Below are 18,708 nucleotides of genomic sequence, written 5' to 3'. Positions count from 1 at the left end.
CGAGATCGACGACCTTCGTCGCGCGGCCCGCGAGCGGCATCACGTCCGCGTCGTGGCCGACCGCGACGAAGCGGCCGTCCTTGATTGCGACGGCGCTCGCGACGGGGTTCGCGCGGTCGAGGGTCGTGAACCTTCCGTTGTGAAGGATCAGATCCGGTTGGGACTCGGTTGCGGTCATGTGCGTCACCTCGTATCGATCAGAAGCCAAAAAGCTGTTTGACGGCGGGAATGGCCTGCACGCCGATCACCATGCCGAGCAACCCGACAAGGGCAATCAGCGGCGGTGCCGGAGAACGGACCTTGATCGCGCTGTAGATCACGCCGATCAGCAAACCCGCGCCAAGGGAAACCAGATAAGGTTCCATACGATCAATGTCCCGGTCAGGTTGAAATGCAGGCTTTACGTCCTGGAAAACAGGCGCGGGCGACATCCGTGAGGCAGTCACGGCAGCCGCCCGCGATTTTCATGGAGCCGATGGCGCGTATTCGTGCAGAACACGCGGCATCGGCACGGGCAGTCGCAACTGCCCGCAATTACTTCGCCGGAACCGGCGGAATCGACTCGTGCGGCGTCGCCGTGCGCGGTGCAGCCTTGTGGACCATCGTGTACGCGTAGTCGACACCCATCCCGTACGCGCCCGAGTGTTCCTTCGCGATCGCCATTACAGCGTCATAGGTCTCGCGGTGCGCCCAGTCGCGCTGCCATTCGAGCAGCACCTGCTGCCAGGTCACCGGCACGACGCCGGCCTGCACCATCCGCTGCATCGCGAAGTCGTGCGCGTCCTTCGACGTGCCGCCCGACGCATCGGCGACCATGTAGATCTCGTAGTCGCCTTCGAGCATCGCGCAGAGCGCGAACGTCGTATTGCAGACTTCCGTCCACAGGCCCGACACGACCACCTTCTTGCGGCCGTTCGCGGCCAGCGCGTCGCGCACCTTCTGGTCGTCCCACGAGTTCATCGACGTACGTTCGAGCGTCTTCTGGTTCGGGAACACGTCGAGCAGTTCGGGGTAGGTGTAACCCGAGAAGCTGTCGCTCTCGACCGTCGTGATCGTGGTCGGGATGTTGAACACCTTCGCGGCCTTCGCGAGCCCGACGACGTTGTTCTTCAGTACCTGGCGGTCGATCGACTGCACGCCGAACGCCATCTGCGGCTGCTGATCGATGAAGATGATCTGGCTGTTGTGGGGAGTGAGTACTTCAAGTTTCGGATTGCTCATGGCGGTCATATCCTTTGACGCGGGAAAAGAGAGAGCCAGCCTCACCGGCCAACCGGGAGGCGCCCACTGCGCTGTGACGGGAGGTTCGCCTACCAGCCGGTGTCATTCAACACGCGAATTCATCGTAGCGCCAATTAATCGATTTGATTAATAAAAACCCTAAATTCAAGCCTTAAAAGATCTTAAAACCGCCGAATTAAATACGCGCCTCCGGAGCAGACCTGCTACGCTCCAAATTGATTTTCCGATCATCGACCGATCGGTATTTATCCGTATTTTTCACACGGTTGTCATTTCCCTAATTCGAATCATGACGTCCTATATTGCATCGTTATTGGCCGGCATCCTCGCGGGCGTCGTCTACGCGCTGATCGGGGTTGCATCGCCGGCGCCGCCCACCGTCGCATTGGCCGGCCTGCTGGGCATCCTCGCCGGCGAACAGATCCTGCCGGTCGCACGCCGCGTGCTGTCCGGGATCCAGCTGAAAACCGCGTGGAGCGACGCGAAGTGCGGCCAGCACATGTTCGGCACGCTGCCCGGTGCGCAGGCCACCCGGGCCGCCGCGAAGAAAGGGCCGTCGACGCCGGCCTGATGCGCGCCGATCGAGGGCGCTCCGATCGCGTACGCGGCTGAATTGTCGTGAATCGTGTTGGAGCCGGGCGTGCTTGGCGATAACATGACAGCCCGATGCCCCCGTGGAATTCATCATGAAGCTGTCATTCGAAGCGCTCGAGGCACTGGACGCGATCGACCGCACCGGCACGTTCGCCGAGGCCGCCGAGTTGCTGCACCGCGTACCGTCCGCGCTGACCTACCTCGTGCAAAAGCTCGAAAGCGATCTCGGCGTCGCGCTGTTCGACCGCAGCGGACGCCGCGCGAAGCTCACGCACGCGGGGCGCGTGGTCGTCGAGGAAGGCCGCCGGCTCCTGTATGCGGCCGAGCAGCTCGAACTGAAAGCGCAGCGCGCGCAGCAAGGCTGGGAAACCGAGGTGCGCATCTGCATCGACGAGATCCTGCCCTTCGAGGCATTGTGGCCATACGTGCATGCGTTCTACGGGCTCGAGATGGACACGCGGCTGCGCCTGTCCACCGAAGTCCTCGGCGGCACCTGGGATGCGCTGATTTCGCGTCGCGCGGATCTCGTCGTCGGCGCGGCGGGCGAGCCGCCGGAACTGCCGGACATCGTCGCGCGACCGATCGGCTCGCTCCGGCACGTGTTCGCCGTCGCCCCCACCCATCCGCTCGCGGCATTGCCCGAACCGCTGTCGATGGCGTCCGTCGTCGAGTATCGCGGCGCCGTGATCAGCGATACGTCGCGCGAGCTGCAGCCGCGCTCGGTCGCGATCGATGCCGGGCAGCCGTATCTCGCGGTCCCGACCCTCGCCGCGAAACTGGCCGCGCAGTGCGAAGGGCTCGCGGTGGGCACGCTCCCGGATTGCATCGCGGCACGCGCGATCGCGCAGGGCAAGCTCGTCGCACGCGAGGTGACCGGCATGCGCGACACGACGCAGTGCTATCTCGCGTGGCGCGGCGACGAAGCCGGACGCGCGCTGCACTGGTGGGTCGACCAGCTCGATCAACCCGATCTCGTCGACCGGTTTACCGCGCTCGTCTGATGCCGCCGCCCGCGGCCCGCGTTCGCCCCCCCCGGCCGCAGGCAACCGCCCCGCATCAGCCGAACGAATCGTGCAGGCGCTTCATCTCTTTCTCGAGCCACTCGATCAGTTTGAACGACGCATGCGCACTCGCGGCCGGCGGGATCATCATCTTCTCCTCGGTCGCGATGTGTTCGGACAGCGATTCGCACATCAGCCGCCCGAGCTCGGGCTTGCGCGCGATCAGCGGCGACAGGTCGCCGCTGCTCAGCTGAAACGCCGTCACCGTCGTCACCGCATGGACGCTCGCATGCAGTTGCGTGCCGGCCAGCACGACGGACTGGCCGATCGCGTCGCCCGGCGCCATCCGCCTGACCTCGATGTCCCCCGCCGCGCCCGGCACGAACACCGACGCGACACCGGCCCCGACGATGGTCAGCAGGCGCGTATCGGCATTCGACGCATAGATCACGTCCCCTTTGTGAAACACGCGTGACGCGAGCGCATCGGCGAGCACCGCCAGATCGTCGTCGCCGAGCTGCCGGAAGAGTTCGACCGCGCGCAGCAGCCGTTGCCCGCGCGACACCGGCCGGTGCGTCGCGGCCGTCCCGCCCAGCGGGCGCAACGCGATGTCCGCGGCGGCCAGGTGCCGGTGGGCCAGGTCGTAGAGTTGATTGCGCACGGCGATCTTCTTCTGCAGCGCATCGACGTAGCAGACGAGTTCGTATTCGACGGAATTGGTACGGAACGCCTTGACCACCGCAACCGGTGCGGGACGGGTCAGCACGTCCAGCGAGCTGGCGGCGGCGCGGTCGAGCGCATCGACGACGATGGCCGGCCGCACTTCCGGATCGATCTCGATCGTCAACGTCACGCCGTGCACGTTCTCGGGTTCGCTCAGGTTGACGATCGTCGTCTTCGCCGCCGTGCTGTTCGGCACGACGACCAGGTTGCCGAGGCCGTCGATCAGCTTGGTCGCGCGCCAGTTGCTTTCCACGATGCGCCCTTCCAGCTCGCCGATGGCCACCGTGTCGCCGAGCCGGAACGGTTGGGTGGTATTCAGCACGAGGCCGGAGAACACGTCGTTCAGCGTGTTCTGGACGGCCAGCCCGAGGATCACGGCCACCGCACCCGACGTCGCGACCAGCCCGCTCAGCGGCAGGCCCAGCACATAGCCGAGCGCAGCCACCGCGGCCGCGCCGAACACGGCGCCGGCGGCGATGTCGTGAAACAGCCGCTGGGTGCGCCACGCGCGCGGCAGCAGCAGATGGTCGAGCATCAGGCTGAACACGAGCGCGCACTGCAGCCACCACGCGACCCCGATCACCTGGATCGCCAGCCGGTCGAGCCGGTCGGGCGACGGCGGCACCGCGAGCGGGCTCACGCCGGTCGCGAACAGCACATAGGTCAGCGCGGCGAACGACGCGCAGCGCCCTATCGCCTTCGCCGTCGAACGGCCGGGCCCGAGCAACCGCCATGCGACGAGATCGGCTATGACGATCGGTGCGCCGTAAGCGACCGTGGCGGAAAGGTTCAGCATGATGGAGCGGGCGGAAAGCGTGACACACGACGCGCGCGGAACCCGCGCACGCACATCGCCGACCGCCCGATCCGGCGTGTGGCCGCGGGCGGCGAATCGTGGCGCGAAAGGTCGGACTGGACAGGTTTCATGCGGTAGTCGTTCGATGACGCGCGAAGCCGCCGCGGCCGCACGTGTGGCGAACGCCGCCCCGCGCCGGCGTTCAGCGGCGTCGCGACCGCGCGTCGCCGCAGCGCGAGCCGGTGGCGTGCCCGCCTGCCCGCGCATCGCCGACGGTCCGTGCGTCCAATCAATGTAGACGCACCGGCCGGCCCGGTCATGTGTTCAGCCTGAAACGTTCTGAAGCCGCGACGGCCGCGCGCCGCTACGATTCGCGCGGCGGCAGCTCGCTCTCGCCCGTGTCGAACCCGAGCGCGTGCACTTCCGACCACGCGTCGTGCGCGACCTGCGTCGACCCGGCGGTATGGGCAAGCGCGGCCGCATACGCGGCCAGCAGACGCACGCGCGCGTCGTCGCGCGTGCGCGTCTCGTCCATGTCGCGCATCGAATCGAGCGCCGCGCGCGCGCGTTCGCGACATTCGTCGACCAGCGACAGGTCGAACAGGCACGGCACCGCCACGGCCGCCAGCGCGATGCCGATCTCCGCATCGCCGTTCGGCGAAAACGCCCAGTCGAGCGCCGCGCGCAGGTTGCCGAGCTCGCGCCGGATCACGTCGAGCCGCGATTCGGCGAGCGGCCCGCCGTCGTCGACCGGCGCGAGCCGGAACAGCGCGTGGAAGTAGTTCGCGTGAGCGCGGGCGGCGGCCGCGCATTCGCCGTTGTTCTCGAGCTGCTGCAGCGCGTATGCACGCGTCGTCGTCAGCAGACGGTAACGCGGTGCGCCGTGCGCGCTTTCGAGACTCAGCAGCGACTTCGACACGAGGCCGGCGATCGTGTCGAGCAGGTCCACATCGGCCAGCCGCGTGGCCCCGACGATCTCCCGCACCGCGTCGATCGAGAAGGTGTCGCGGAATACGCCGAGCCATCGCAACAGCAGACGCTCCGCATCGCCGAGCAGACGGTAGCTCCAGTCGTACATCGCCTGCAGCGTCTGATGACGCGGCAACGCCGTGCGAAACCCGCCGGTCAGCAACCGGAAATGGTCGTCGAGATGCGCGGCCAGCACGTCGATGCCGAGCACGGCCGCGCGGGCCGCGGCCAGTTCGATCGCGAGCGGCAGGCCGTCGAGGCGCCGGCACACCGATGCCATCAGCGACACGCTGCGTTCGTCGAGCGGGAAACGCGGATCGGCGGCCTGCACACGCGCCGAGAACAGCTGCACCGCGCTCGCGCCCAGCGTTTCGGCATCGTCGGCACCTTCGCGCGGCACCTCGAGCGGCGGGATCGGACACAGCCGCTCGCCCTGGATACGCAGCGCCTCGCGGCTGGTCGCGAGGACGCGCAAGCCGGCGTCGGATTCGGTCAGCGCACTCGCGATCCGCGCGGCCGCGTCGAGCAGATGCTCGCAATTGTCCAGCACCAGCAACATCCTGCGGTTCGCGACGCTGGCCAGCACCGCCTCGAGCGTCAGCGATCCGGCGGACTGTGCGATGCCGAACGCCGCCGCCAGTGCGTCGGGCACGAATTGCGGACAGGCGACCGTGGCCAGCGACACGAACGCGGCGCCGTCCGGAAAACTGGCTTCGGCGCGCATGGCCGCTTCGAGCGCAACCCGCGTCTTGCCGATGCCGCCCGCCCCGACCAGCGTTACGACGCGCGCGGTGTCGAGCGCCGCCAGCACCTCGGCGACGGTCTGCTCGCGGCCAACGAGCGCGGTCGGCGCGGCCGTCAGCCGCGATGTCACAGCGCGCACGGGGGCCGCGACTTCCGCCCGGCCGCCGACCAGCCGATAGCCGCGCCCCGGCACCGTCACGATCAGGTTGCGATCGTCGGCGAGCGCCTTGCGCAACGCGGCGACGTGCACCTGCAGGTTGTTTTCCTCCACGACCGTGTGCGGCCACACGCGCTGCATGATCTCGTCTTTCGAGACCAGGGCGCCGTTCGCCCGAATCAGGAGTTCGAGAATTTCGAATGCGCGACTGCCGATACGCAGCAGTTTGCCGTTCGAGCGAATTTCACGCCTGTCAAGAAATACGTGTAGCGTTCCAATTCGGATCATGAGAATTTTCAATCGATAGCGTGCATCGATGCCCTGTCAAAAATGACATCGATTGGACGCTCATGCTACGGCATTTGCCTCTTGAGATGATTCAAATTATCAGAAGCTATTGAGCAAATTTTTTGAATCGATGAAAACCACGATTTCCCCGGCGTCTCCGCGTGCGGGCGCCGCTGCCCCAGTGCGGTGCGGCATCCCGCGCTCACTGCACGCGAAACAGTGATTCATCCATGAATCTGTTTCGTAGGATAAAACCTGCGATTTGCCGGAATTAACTTCTTCGACTCATCAATTAAATATAACCGCACGCCGGATTTGCGGATAAGACCGGGTAAAAAAGACATGCCGGACGTGGTGTAACCGATTTCGCGGGCGGCGGTCGGTCGGATTTTCCGTTCATAACGATTCAGGCGCCGCTCAGGACATTCAGCGGCGCGGCGCGCAACGATGGGTCGATGGCGCCAGCGTCGAGCGACTTTCACCACGCCGTGAGGAACACGACCATGGGCAACCGTATCGCCGGCATCAGGATTCCCGACGCCCCGCTCGCACGGGACGCCGCCGACACCGTACGCGCGTGCGAACCGGAACTGCTGTTCCGGCACGCGATGCGCGTGTTCGCGTTTGCATCGATCATCGGGCTGCGTCGCGGCATCGCGTTCAACGCCGAGTTGCTGTACGTCGCCGCGCTGTTCCATCACTTCGGCTTGACGGAGCGCTACCGGCATTCGCGCCGGCGCTTCGAGATCGACGGCGCGAATGCGGCGCACGCATTCCTCGGAGGATACGGCGTCGCCGCCGACGACGCGGCGGAAGTCTGGCGCGCGATCGCGCTGCATGCGACGTTCGGGATCCACCCGTACATGACGCCGTTGACGGCGTTGCTCGGCGCCGGCGTCGAGACCGACCTCTTCGCGCATCACTTCGACGAGGTGAGCCTGTCCGAACGCGACGCGATCGTGCACGCATGGCCGCGCGGCCCTTGCTTCAAGGACCTGTTTCTCGAAGCGCTCGCCGCGGGCACCGCGCATCGCCCCGCTGCCGCGTTCGGCAACGTGTCCGCCGACGTGCTCGAGCGTTGCGACCCGGACTATCGTCGGACGAATTTCTGCGGGCTGGTGCTCGGGTCGAAATGGGCGGAGTGAGCCGGCCGTCCGGCCGGGCCCGTGCGGCCGCGTCACCGCCGCCACCGCCGGATCATGCGCGCGCGAACGCCAGCAGTTCGTCGTTCAGGCGTTGCGCATGCGTCAGGTACAACGCGTGCGGGCCGCCCTCGTAAATGCTCAGCGTCGCGTGCGGCACGCGCCGCGCCGTGACGGCGCCCGTGAGCGCGAGCGGTGCCGTCTGGTCGTCGTCGCCGTGAATCACGAGCGTCGGCACGTCGAACTTGTCGAGATCCGCACGGAAATCGGTTTCGGAAAACGCGCCGACGCAGTCGAGCGTCCCCTTCAACCCGGCCTGCAGCGCCATGAACGACGTCCAGTCGAGCGCGGCGCGCGAGATCGTCGAAGCGGCCCGGTTCGACCCGGTGAACAGCGGCCAGAATTGCTCGAAGAACGCCGCGCGATCGGCCACGATGCCCGCGCGAATCCCGTCGAACACGGCGACGTCGACACCGTCCGGATGATCGTCGCGCCGCGCGACCAGCGGCGTCACCGAGCCGATCAGCACGGCTTTCGCGATGTGCCGCGTGCCGTGCCGGCCGATGTAGCGGGCCACCTCGCCGCCGCCCATCGAGAAGCCGACGAGCGTCACGTCGTGCAGCCCGAGCGTGTCGATCAGCGTCGCGAGATCGTCCGCCAGCGTGTCGTAGTCGTATCCCGTCCACGGCTGGCCGGAGCGGCCGAAGCCGCGCCGGTCGTAGGCGATGCCGCGCAGGCCGTTCGACGCGAGGTGATGCATCTGGACGTCCCACATATCCGCGTTCAGCGGCCAGCCGTGAATGAACACGACCGGGCGCCCGGCGCCCCAGTCCTTGTAGTGAATCGACACGCCGTCGCGGGTCGTGAACGTGCTCATACGGATTCCTCAGTGGTGAAAAAGCAGCGCGCGCCGGCGTCGGCCGGCGGACGGGGTATCGCGTCCGCCGTCACGACCGGGACAGCCGGCCGATGAACCGGTCCATCTCGGACGCGAGGATCACTTCCCGGTAGTTCGCGGGACGCTTGGCCCCGCGCCATTGCGGCTTGTAGATCGCGTCGCCGGGACGAATCGTCGTGCCGGTCAGCGCGCAGCGCGCGAGTGCGCGCGACTTCGCGCTGATCCAGCGCTGCTCGTCGTAGCGGCAGCGCGTCGGGTCGCTCCACGACACCAGGACCGACGAATCGGTCTGCCGCTCGGCGGCGATGATCGCGCAACGACGGCGCACGCCGCCGCTCGACGCGGCCGATGCGTCGTTGCAATGGCGGCGGCGCGCGGTGTCCGGGTCGCGCACAAGCGACGGCGCGCAATGGCGTGCGGCCGGCGACGGGTCGAGCAACGTCATCACGTGCTCCCAGCGATCGAATGCGTCCATGGCAGATCCAGGCAGGTGAGGCGGGCGGGATGCCTTGCACCCGCCCGCTACGCGATCGTCATCCGCCGCGCGAGCCGGCACCGGCCCGCGACGGGATGACCTGACACTGACGATAGCGGGCCGCCGCTGAAGAGTCTTGATGCGAGACTTAATTTTTCTGGCCGGTGCGCGCACGCGTCGCGCGGCGTGCACCACATACGGCTTCACGAAAATTCAGCGCGATTTCAGTACAGCCCGCATGGCCGCGGGATAGGCTCCTGTCGGCTTTCGTTCACGACGTCCGCGCGCCGGCCTGCGCGCGGCCTCTCGAACGCACGCCGGCTGCCCGCGGGATTGCCGCCTGCGGGCAGATCCGAACCCACCATCCAACGCGGCATCGTTGTACCGCACGTTCAAGGAGACTTCATGCGTCCCGCAGATACCGACGCCGTTCCCTCGGCACGCCGCCGAGACATGCTGCTCGCCGGCGCGACCGCCGTTGCAGCCGCCGCGCTGCCGGCAGCCGCCGCGGCTGCCCCCAAGCATGCCGCTTCCACCCATCCAGGAGCCCATACGATGAATACGATCACCACGAAAGACGGTACCCAGATTTACTACAAGGACTGGGGCAGCGGCCGTCCGGTCGTGTTCTCGCACGGCTGGCCGCTGTGCGCCGACGCGTGGGATTCGCAGATGCTGTTCCTCGTGCAGCACGGCTTCCGTGTGATCGCGCACGACCGCCGCGGTCACGGCCGCTCGAGCCAGCCGTCGCAGGGCAACGACATGGACACGTATGCCGACGATCTCGCCGCGCTGATGAACGCGCTCGACCTGCACGAAGCCACGCTCGTCGGCCACTCCACCGGCGGCGGTGAAGTCGCGCACTACATCGGCCGGCACGGCACGAAGCGCGTCGCGAAGGCCGTGCTGATCGGCGCCGTACCGCCGCAGATGGTGAAGTCGGCGACCAATCCCGGCGGCCTGCCGATGGACGTGTTCGACGGGATCCGCAAGAACGTCGCGGAAAACCGCTCGCAGTTCTACAAGGATCTCGCGGTGCCGTTCTTCGGCTTCAACCGGCCGCAGGCAAAGGTGTCGCAAGGCACGATCGATGCGTTCTGGGCGCAGGGCATGATGGGTGGCGTGCACGGCCAGTACCTGTGCGTGAAGGAATTCTCCGAGGTCGACTACACGGAAGACCTGAAGAAGATCGACGTGCCGACGCTGATCCTGCACGGCGACGACGACCAGATCGTGCCGATCGACGATTCGGCCCGGCTGTCCGCGAAGATCGTGAAGCACGCGGAACTCAAGGTGATCCCGGGCGGCTCGCACGGCATGTGCGTCGTCGATGCCGCACGGATCAACGCCGAACTGCTCGCGTTCCTGAAGGCGTAAGCCGCGCGACACGGCGCGCCCGGCCGTCTTACTTTCACGCCGGCGCGCCCTTCAGCATTTTTCAGGAATTTTCAGGCCGACGCGATTCCGCATGCCGCATGCGCCGTCGCCAGGATCGCCGCCGCGGCGGCGGGCGCTCACGGCGTGCGCGCCGGCCTGAGCAGCAAGCCGATCAGCGCGCCCGCGATCGCGAACGCCATCGCCACCCTGAAGTTGTCGGCCAGCGCGAGCGTGGTCGCCTGGACGCGAACCGCCCGGTCGAGCAGCGCGTAAGTCGCCTGGTCGCCGGCCGCGAAGGTCGCACCGTGCGCGACCAGCGACGCCGCGCCGGCCCGCATCCGCTCCAGCGTTTGCGGATCCGACAGCGTGACATGCAGACCGACGAGATTCGAATGGGTAGCCTCCATGATGCGCTGGATCACCGCGATCGACGTCGTGCCGAGCTGCCCGCTCAGCAGGCGCGTCGTCTGCACGACCGCGCCGAACGTCAGCGCGTGCTCGGCCGTCACGTGCTTGCCGAAAAAGAAGATCACGGACGTGAGCGCCATCGTCTGGCCCAATGCCTGCAGCAGCTGCGACGGGATGAAATCGGGTTCGGCCCACACGGGCGTGAGGCGCGCGCCGAGTGCGAACGCGAACGCCACCATCACGAAGCCGGTGACGATCAGCCGGCGCGGATCGACGCGTTGCAGCAGCCATGCGACGCATGGCGCGAACAGCAGCTGCGGGATCGCGATCCAGCGCAGCGTGTCGCCGATCTGCAGGGGGCGCAGCCCGTAGGTGCTCGCGAGAAACGCCGACGGAATGAAGCTCGTGTTGAGCACGGTGAAGCGCACGAGGCCGACCAGCACGATCAGCCACGCGATGTTGGGCCGCGCGAGGTAGCCGAGATCGAGCCCGGCGCTGCGCGACGCCAGCTCGTGGATCAGGAACGCGGCCACCATCACGATGCCGACACACAGCAACGTGACGATCAGCGGCGACTGGAACCAGAACAGCCGTTCGCCCTGGTCGAGCGCGACGCACAGGCACGCGAACCCGCCGGCGCCGAGCACCATGCCGCGCGTGTCGATACCGGACGCGAAGCGCTTGACCGGTTCGTTGGACAGCGACAGCATCAGGCACACGATGAACGGCACGGTCAGCAGCGCGTTCTGCCAGAACAGCCAGCGCCAGCTCAGGTGTTCGCTGTACCACCCTTCGAGCGTCGCCGACAGGTTCAGCGACATCTCGAGGTTCATCGCATACGCGGCGATGCCGAACGGAATGAGCCGCGGCGGCAGCGTGCGGACGACGAACCCGACGGTCAACGGCACGAACACGCCGGACGCGAAACCGGCTACGCTCTGCAGTGCGATGAACGTGCCGAAGTCGGTGCACAGCGGCAGCATGCTTTCGACGACCAGGAATACCGCGGCGCCCGCCAGCAGCACGCGGCGCGTGCCGAACACGAAGGCCGCCGCGATCGCGAGCGGCCCGACGAACATCTGCGACGCGGTGAACGCGGTGTTGATCCACGCGCCCTCGTCGAAGCCGACGCCGAGCGCGCCGCGTACGTCGGCGAGCCCGAGCGACGTGATGCGCGAGGTCAGCGTCGAGATGATCGCGCCGAGCAGCACGGCCGCGATCGCGGCGATGGAACGAAACGTCGGTATGTCGGTGGCCGGTGCGGCCGGCCCCGGTGTCGCGCCACCGGGGGCGAACGTGGTATTCATCGTCGTGCGGCTCCCGAATTTGAGGCTCGCGCAAGCATAGCGCGATGTGAAGAAACCTGTCCGTTCGATGGAGTTACCCGATTGTGAGCACGAACCCGACGAACGCGTCGAACCCGCCGCCCGCCTCCCCCGCACGCTCGCGCAAATGGCCGATTGTCCTGATCGCCGGCGCCGCGCTGGGGCTCGTCGCGCTGCTGGTCTACGAATACGATGCGCATGAACGCGGCACCGACGACGCGTACGTGACGGGCCACCTGCACGTGATCTCGCCGCGCGTGGCCGGCACCGTCGAGCGCGTGCTGGTGGACGACAACCAGTTCGTGCATGCGGGCGACCCGCTCGTGCGGCTCGACCCGCGCGATTTCGACGTGCGCGTCGCGCTGCAGCGTGCGCGCGTCGCGCAGGCGCGCGCCGATGCGATGCGCGCGAAGGCGCTGGTCGAGCAGGCCGACGCGACGCTCGTGTCCGCGCACGCCGACGCCGAGAAGGCCGAACTCGACTACGCACGGGCGCGCGAGCTGACCCGCGAGACGCCGCGCGGGTTGTCGCAACAGGAATTCGATGCGGCCAACGCGGCGCGCAAGTCCGCGCGTGCCCGCATCGACGCGGCGCAAGCGCAGCAGCGCAGCGCGCAGGCCGCATGGCAGGCGGCCGACGCCGTGTCGCACCAGGGCGACGCCGACTTGCGCGATGCGGAGTTGCAACTGCAGTACACGACCGTCGTCGCGCCGACGGACGGCCGCGTCGGGAAGAAGACCGTCGAGACCGGCGAGCACGTCGCGCCGGGCCAGGCGCTGCTCACGCTGGTCGAACCGCACCCGTGGGTCGTCGCGAACTTCCGCGAAACGCAGCTCAAGCACGTGCGCGCCGGCGATGCCGTGCGGCTGCGTTTCGACGCGCTGCCGGACCTGACCTTCAACGGGCACGTCGACAGCCTGTCGCCCGCGACCGGCGGGCAGTTCGCGCTGCTGCCGCCCGACAACGCGACCGGCAACTTCACGAAGGTCACGCAGCGGGTGCCGGTCAAGATCCTGCTCGACGGGCAGGCGTCGACCGAGCCGCGCATCCGGCCCGGCCTGTCGGTCGTCGTCACGCTGCAATCCGGCCGGGAACAGCCATGAGCCGCCTCGTCGCGCTGCTCGCCGCCGGCCTGCTGGGCGCCTGCACGATCGCGCCGCAGCCGCTCGCGCCCGTCCCGGTCGGCACCGACCGGTTCCGCCACGCGGATGCGCCCGGCGAACCGGCCGCGTCGCTCGCCGGATGGGCCGCGTCGTTCGGCGATGCGCCGCTCGTCGCGCTCGTCGATGCGGCGCTCGCCGGCAACTTCGACATCCGTGCGGCCGCCGCGCGCGTCGACCAGGCGCAGGCGCTGCTAGGCGTGCGCGAAGCCGCGCTTTCCCCCACCGTCGGCGTCGATCCGTCGTTCAACCGTTCGCGGGTGTCCGGCACGGTCGACAATGCGTTGCCGAAGCGCCTGATGCACAACTGGTCGGTGCCGTTCAACGCGAGCTATGAAGTCGATCTGTGGGGCCGCCTGCGCGGCGACGCGGAGATCGGCAGGCAGAACGTGCTGCAGGCCGACGCCGATCGCGCGGCCGTGCGGCTGCGCGTCGCGACCGAGGTCGCAAGCGACTACCTGACGCTGCATTTCGTCGAGGAGGATCTGGCGACGCTCGCCCGCGCGATCGAGCTGCGCCGCACCGCGCTCGACGTGATCGCCGCGCGCGTGCGGGCCGGCGCGGCGAGCGATCTCGACGCGCTGCGCGCGGCGGCCGATCTCGATACCGCGCGCGCCGATCTCGCGGACAGCCGGCGGCTGCGCGAAAACCTCGTCGATGCACTCGCGGTGCTGACCGGCGTGTCGCCAACCGGCTTCACGGTCGCGCCGACCGCCGCCGCGATTCGCGTGCCGGCGGTGCCGCCCGGCCTGCCGTCCGTGCTGCTCGCGCAACGGCCGGACGTCTATGCGGCGGCACGCCGTGTCGATGCGGCATCGCTCGAAACCGGCGTTGCCCGCACCGCATGGCTGCCGACGCTGACGCTGACGGCCCAGGGCGGGTTCGCGAGCCGCGACCTCGGCTCGTTTCTCGAGCGCAACAGCTCGCTGTGGGGCCTCGGGGCGAGCGTGGCCGAAACACTGTTCGACGGCGGCAAGCGCGACGCCGCGGTAGCCGCCGCGACGGCCGGCACGGCACTCGCCGACGCGAACTATCGAGCGACCGCGCTGGGCGCGCTGCGCGAGGTGCAGGACGCGCTCAACGACATCGCCGCGCAGAACGAGCGGATCGTGCGTTACGACAGCGCCGCGCGCTCGACCGAAGCGGCCGCGCGGCTGTCGCTGAGCCGCTACGCACATGGCTACGTCAGCTATCTCGAGGTCATCGACGCGGATCGCGACGCATTGAACGCGCAACGCCAGTTGATCCACAGCCGCCAGGCGCTCGCGATTGCGACGGTCGATCTGGTGCGCGCGCTGGGCGGCGGGTGGACGCCGCCCTCCGTCGCACCGCAAAACGTCGCGCAACGCGACGACCGGCTTTGAAAGATACCCGCCGTGCGGCCGGCCGGTCATTCTGGCGGCCTCACGAATTTTCAAGTTGCTCTTAAGCTTACCTAACGTTTTTTGTGTTGCCCGGTGCCGGCGCACTGCCTACATTGAGCGTATCGAATTCACCGGAGCGAGACCCGTCATGGATCGCCTGAAAACGCTCGAGATACTCAAGACGGTTGCCGAGCACGGCAGCTTCACGAAAGCCGCCGAGCTTCACGGGCTCGGCGTTCCCTGCGTCAGCCGCTCGATCCAGTGCCTCGAAACGTCGCTCGGCGTGCTGCTGTTTCACCGCACGACGCGCAAGGTGACGCTGACCCGCGTCGGCCACGACGTGCTCGAACAGGCGCTCGCGCTGCTGGAGCAATACGAGCACTTTTCCGTCTGCTGTCACGCCAATGCAAGCGAGATGCAGGGCGAGATCTCGATCGAGGTGTCGAACCTGTTCGGCGCCGACCGGCTGGTGCCGGCGCTCGCCGATTTCAACCGGCAACATCCGCTCGTACGGGTCCGGATCGACTGGACCGATCATCCGAGCGCGGCGTTGAACGGCGCGATGGACCTGTCGATCGTCACCTCACGCACGTCGAGCCTCACGTGCATCGAGCGGCGTCTCGGGCGCATCCCGATGGGCCTGTACGCGAGCCCGCGGTATCGCGCCGCCTGCGGCGAGGGGCTCACGCCGCAGGCGCTCGAGCGCATGGATCCGCACGGTGGCAAGACGGGCGCCGCCGGGTCGCCATGGCCGCTGCGGCATCGGCGCAGCGGCGCGATCGCCGAGATCCGTCTTGCCGGCGCGATCAGCTCGAACTGCCTCGACACGCTGATTCTCGCGACGGCCCGCGGCACAGGTTTCGCGGTGCTGCCCGAGCAGCTTGCCCGGCCGCTCGAGCGCGACGGCGCGCTCGTTCGCCTGCTGCCCGACTGGCAGGTCGGCGATCTCGATGCATCGCTGCTCTATCACTCGCGCCGCAACCTGCCCGCGCGCATCCGTGCACTCGCCGACCATCTCGTCGCCGCGTTCGACGATGCGCCCGCCGCGCGGCCGGCCGTGCAACACGACGTGCGTGCGGTCACGCAAGCCACGGTCGCAGGCAACACGGTGGCCGCGTGAGCACCGTCGTCGTCGCCGTCGTTATCGTCGCGACGCGGCCCGCCACATCGAAACCCGCACCGTTGCGCCGCCAGGCCGGCCCCGCGCGCTCAGTCGCGCGCGCCGGCCGGGCGCACGCCCAGCGCATCGGCCTGCCGCACGAGATCCGGCAGCGTGCGCACCCGCATCTTCTTCATCACCTGGGCCCGATGCACCTTCACCGTGATTTCCTGAAGGCCGAGATTCGCGGCAATCTGCTTGTTCATCAGGCCCGCGACGACCTGGCTCATCACTTCGCGCTCGCGCGGCGTCAACGACGCATAGGCGCCGCGCACCGCGTGAAGCGTGCGGTCGCGCTCCAGCGCGCGGCCGACGGCATCGAGCATCGCCTCGTCGTCGAACGGCTTCGTCAGGAAATCGAGCGCGCCGCCCTTCATCGCCTTGACCGTCGTGGCCACGTCGCCGTAACCCGTCATGAACAGGATCGGCACGTTCAGGCCCGCGCGCACCGCCGCCTCCTGGACGGCCAGCCCGCTCTCGTCGGCGAGCCGCACGTCGAGGATCAGGCAGCTCGGCACGTCGGGCCGCTCGAACGCGAGAAACGCACGCGACGACGCGAAGGTCTCCACGCGAAATCCCGCCGAACGCAACAGCGCGCTCAACGCGCGCCGCAACGTTTCGTCGTCGTCGACCACATAGACGATCGGCGCGGGTTCTCCCGCGCCGCCGTTGCCGCTCGACGTCATGTCCGGCGTACTCGCCATTGCATTCCCTGTGTAGGCATCCGCTTCATTATCAAATGATAAACTAACAAAATGCCGGGCGGAACCGCCACGCGTCGGACGGCGCGGCCGGCCGGTGGAGCGCCGCTCACGCGGGCGGCGTGCCGGATGCGACCTGGTCGATCAGGTTGAGCATGTCGTCTGACGGAAACGGCTTGCGCAGGAACGCGATCGCGCCTTGCGCCAGCGCGCGGCGGATCGATTCGTCGTCGCCGTGCGCCGACATGAAGATGACCGGCAGCGTCGCGTTGCGCTGAATCAGCTGGCGTTGGACGTCGAGCCCGCTCATCCCTTTCATCTTCAGGTCGACCAGCACGCAAATCGCGCCGGCCGGCGCATCGGCCGCCAGGAATTCCTCGCCCGACGCAAACGGCAATGCAGTATGGCCAGCCGATTTCAGCAGGCTGGCGAGACTCTTACGGACCGACGCATCGTCATCGATGATGCAAACAATGGCCATGAAATGAGAACCTGAAAATTGTGTCAATCCAGTACAGCGTGATGCAACGCGGGGCCGCGTCGACGGGCGTCGCCCCGCCCCCGCGATCCGTGCGTCATGCCCACGGCGCCGCGGCCAGCCGCGGCTGCGCGGGCGCGGCCGGCGCCGGCGGACGCGAATCCGCGCGTTCGGCGGCGGTGAACGACGCGCACCGCGCATGCACGCGGCCCGCTTCCCCCGATTCCGCCAGCTTCTCGAGCGCGTACGCGCGCACGACCTCGAGCAGCGAATAACGCTTCGACAGCCCGACCGAATGAACGACCAGCAACGATTTCGACGCGAGACTGACGAGACAGTCGAGCACGCGTGCGCCGCCCAGTTCGTCGCACGCGGCGAGCGCGCACGCCGCGTCGAGCGGGAACGCATCCGGAAACACCGCGAGGCGGCACAGCACGGTGCGTTCCGCGTCGTCGAGCAGCCGGTAGCTCCACTCGATCGTGGCCCGCAGCGTCTGCTGGCGCGGATGGGCGGTCCGCAGGCCGCCGGACAACGACAGCACCGACTTGTCGAGATCGGCGGCCAGCCCCTGGATCCCGAGCAGCGCGACGCGTGCCGCGCCGAGTTCGAGCGCGAGCGGCAGGCCGCTCAGGCGCCGGCAGACGGTCGCGATCGCGTCCAGCGTCCTCGCATCCGCGGGCACGTCGGTGCCCATCGCGCGCGCCCGCGCCAGGAACATGCGGACGGCCCCGCACGCGACGATCTCGCCTTCGGTCGCGCCGGCCGGCGGCACGGGCAGCGGCCCGACACGATACACGCGCTCGCCGGCGACCCGCAGCGGCTCGCGGCTGGTCACGACGAGGATCGCGCCGGCATTCTCGTCGGCGATCGCTTCGCACAGGTCCGCCAGTTCGCCGACATGCTGCTCCGCGTTGTCGAACACCAGCATCACGCGCTGCCCGCCGATCGCGCGCACGACGTCCGCCTGCCCGGCGGCCGGGCCGCCCGGCAGGCCGAGCGCGCCCAGCACCGCGGACTCCAGCGTCGCGCCTCCCGGCCAGCCGGCCAGGTCGATCCGGACCATCTCGATGCCGCGCACGGCCGACCACGCGGCGGCGACCTCCAGCGCAAGATGCGTCTTGCCGACGCCACCGGGGCCGACCAGCGTGACGAACGCCTCGCGTTCGAGCAGCGCGTGCAGCTCGGCCGCTTCCGGCTCGCGGCCGATCAGCGGACACTTGCGCGGTGCGGCACCCGTGCGGACGCCGCGCACCGGCTCGAGCGCGTCCGGCAGGCGGCCGGCATGGGCTGCATGGGTGGCATCGACCGGCGGCGCGAGCCGGTAGCCGCGGCCCGACTCGGTCCGGATCCAGCCGTGCTTGCCACCGAACAGCTTGCGCAGCGTCGAGATGTGCACCTGGATGTTGTTCTCGACGACGATCGTGTCCGGCCACACGGCCTCCATGATCTCGTCCTTCGACACAAGCTTGCCGGCCGCCTTCACCAGCAGCTCGAGAATCTCGAATGCCCGCGCACCGATATACCGGGGCTGCCCGTCGACGCAGACTTCGCGGCACTCAAGGGAAACCGTCACCCGCCCGAACGTATACATGATCCGCACCCGCCTTATGCTGCTCCGCATCGTGCGCCGCCCAGCGAGGCGACACCCCCTGTTCCGCCCGTCCGGTCGCATCGATGCGGGCCGGCAGGCATGACCCTATCGTATGG

The 18,708-nt window shown here is 68.3% G+C and carries 17 protein-coding genes; 7 read left to right on the top strand and 10 right to left on the bottom strand.

Going from position 1 to position 18,708, the window contains the following annotated elements:
• Positions 1-197: 197 nt before the first annotated feature.
• Together ABIC51_RS35770 and ABIC51_RS35765 are read right to left on the bottom strand one after the other, a co-directional pair.
• Positions 198-365: a DUF1427 family protein gene (locus tag ABIC51_RS35770; protein ID WP_009692709.1), complete on the bottom strand. Its 168-nt coding sequence runs from the start codon at positions 363-365 to the stop codon at positions 198-200.
• Between the two features lie 169 nt (positions 366-534).
• Positions 535-1,221: a hydrolase gene (locus ABIC51_RS35765; RefSeq protein ID WP_027792645.1), complete on the bottom strand. Its 687-nt coding sequence runs from the start codon at positions 1,219-1,221 to the stop codon at positions 535-537.
• A 310-nt stretch (positions 1,222-1,531) separates the two neighbouring features.
• Between ABIC51_RS35765 and ABIC51_RS35760 the strand changes: the two genes are divergently transcribed.
• Entirely contained in the window at positions 1,532-1,813 is a 282-nt protein-coding gene (locus tag ABIC51_RS35760; RefSeq protein WP_027792644.1) for a XapX domain-containing protein, read from the top strand.
• A gap of 115 nt (positions 1,814-1,928) precedes the next feature.
• The gene (locus tag ABIC51_RS35755; protein ID WP_146254279.1) at positions 1,929-2,837 is read left to right on the top strand and encodes a LysR family transcriptional regulator; all 909 of its coding nucleotides are present in this window, start codon (positions 1,929-1,931) and stop codon (positions 2,835-2,837) included.
• 55 nt (positions 2,838-2,892) lie between these two features.
• Here ABIC51_RS35755 and ABIC51_RS35750 read toward each other — a convergent pair whose 3' ends face one another.
• Both ABIC51_RS35750 and ABIC51_RS35745 read right to left on the bottom strand, forming a co-directional pair.
• Entirely contained in the window at positions 2,893-4,356 is a 1,464-nt protein-coding gene (locus ABIC51_RS35750) for a mechanosensitive ion channel family protein (protein WP_060373486.1), read from the bottom strand.
• 364 nt (positions 4,357-4,720) lie between these two features.
• Complete coding sequence (locus tag ABIC51_RS35745; protein WP_175862247.1) at positions 4,721-6,514, bottom strand: ATP-binding protein; 1,794 nt, start codon at positions 6,512-6,514, stop codon at positions 4,721-4,723.
• A gap of 503 nt (positions 6,515-7,017) precedes the next feature.
• Between ABIC51_RS35745 and ABIC51_RS35740 the strand changes: the two genes are divergently transcribed.
• Positions 7,018-7,659: an HD domain-containing protein gene (locus tag ABIC51_RS35740; protein ID WP_060084583.1), complete on the top strand. Its 642-nt coding sequence runs from the start codon at positions 7,018-7,020 to the stop codon at positions 7,657-7,659.
• 52 nt (positions 7,660-7,711) lie between these two features.
• Here ABIC51_RS35740 and ABIC51_RS35735 read toward each other — a convergent pair whose 3' ends face one another.
• Entirely contained in the window at positions 7,712-8,533 is an 822-nt protein-coding gene (locus ABIC51_RS35735; RefSeq protein ID WP_175854816.1) for an alpha/beta fold hydrolase, read from the bottom strand.
• Between the two features lie 70 nt (positions 8,534-8,603).
• Positions 8,604-9,029: a DUF3331 domain-containing protein gene (locus ABIC51_RS35730; protein ID WP_027792638.1), complete on the bottom strand. Its 426-nt coding sequence runs from the start codon at positions 9,027-9,029 to the stop codon at positions 8,604-8,606.
• Positions 9,030-9,584: 555 nt separating this feature from the next.
• Between ABIC51_RS35730 and ABIC51_RS35725 the strand changes: the two genes are divergently transcribed.
• The gene (locus ABIC51_RS35725) at positions 9,585-10,406 is read left to right on the top strand and encodes an alpha/beta fold hydrolase (RefSeq protein ID WP_027792637.1); all 822 of its coding nucleotides are present in this window, start codon (positions 9,585-9,587) and stop codon (positions 10,404-10,406) included.
• A 137-nt stretch (positions 10,407-10,543) separates the two neighbouring features.
• On the opposite strand, the gene ABIC51_RS35720 is transcribed toward ABIC51_RS35725, so the two are convergent.
• A complete protein-coding gene (locus ABIC51_RS35720) occupies positions 10,544-12,121 on the bottom strand; it encodes an MFS transporter (RefSeq protein WP_226128932.1) in 1,578 nt (525 codons plus the stop codon).
• 83 nt (positions 12,122-12,204) lie between these two features.
• Between ABIC51_RS35720 and ABIC51_RS35715 the strand changes: the two genes are divergently transcribed.
• From ABIC51_RS35715 to ABIC51_RS35705, 3 genes are all read left to right on the top strand, one after another.
• Entirely contained in the window at positions 12,205-13,242 is a 1,038-nt protein-coding gene (locus ABIC51_RS35715) for an HlyD family secretion protein (protein WP_155647898.1), read from the top strand.
• The gene (locus tag ABIC51_RS35710) at positions 13,239-14,663 is read left to right on the top strand and encodes an efflux transporter outer membrane subunit (RefSeq protein ID WP_175854812.1); all 1,425 of its coding nucleotides are present in this window, start codon (positions 13,239-13,241) and stop codon (positions 14,661-14,663) included. Before ABIC51_RS35715 ends, ABIC51_RS35710 begins: the two co-directional genes overlap by 4 nt.
• Positions 14,664-14,811: 148 nt before the next feature.
• Positions 14,812-15,783, top strand: coding sequence for a LysR family transcriptional regulator (locus ABIC51_RS35705; RefSeq protein ID WP_226128934.1), 972 nt, complete (start codon positions 14,812-14,814; stop codon positions 15,781-15,783).
• A gap of 89 nt (positions 15,784-15,872) precedes the next feature.
• On the opposite strand, the gene ABIC51_RS35700 is transcribed toward ABIC51_RS35705, so the two are convergent.
• The 3 genes from ABIC51_RS35700 to ABIC51_RS35690 form a co-directional block, all read right to left on the bottom strand.
• Entirely contained in the window at positions 15,873-16,526 is a 654-nt protein-coding gene (locus tag ABIC51_RS35700; protein WP_027792633.1) for a response regulator transcription factor, read from the bottom strand.
• 106 nt (positions 16,527-16,632) lie between these two features.
• Positions 16,633-17,004 carry a response regulator transcription factor gene (locus ABIC51_RS35695; protein WP_027792632.1) on the bottom strand — a complete coding sequence of 124 codons (372 nt, stop codon included), beginning with the start codon at positions 17,002-17,004 and terminating at the stop codon, positions 16,633-16,635.
• A 94-nt stretch (positions 17,005-17,098) separates the two neighbouring features.
• Positions 17,099-18,574: an ATP-binding protein gene (locus ABIC51_RS35690; protein WP_158605811.1), complete on the bottom strand. Its 1,476-nt coding sequence runs from the start codon at positions 18,572-18,574 to the stop codon at positions 17,099-17,101.
• Positions 18,575-18,708: the final 134 nt, after the last annotated feature.

It is taken from the genome of Burkholderia sp. 572 (assembly GCF_040545135.1).
Taxonomy (GTDB): Bacteria; Pseudomonadota; Gammaproteobacteria; order Burkholderiales; family Burkholderiaceae; genus Burkholderia; species Burkholderia cepacia.
This window is presented reverse-complemented; position numbering and strand designations above follow the sequence as displayed.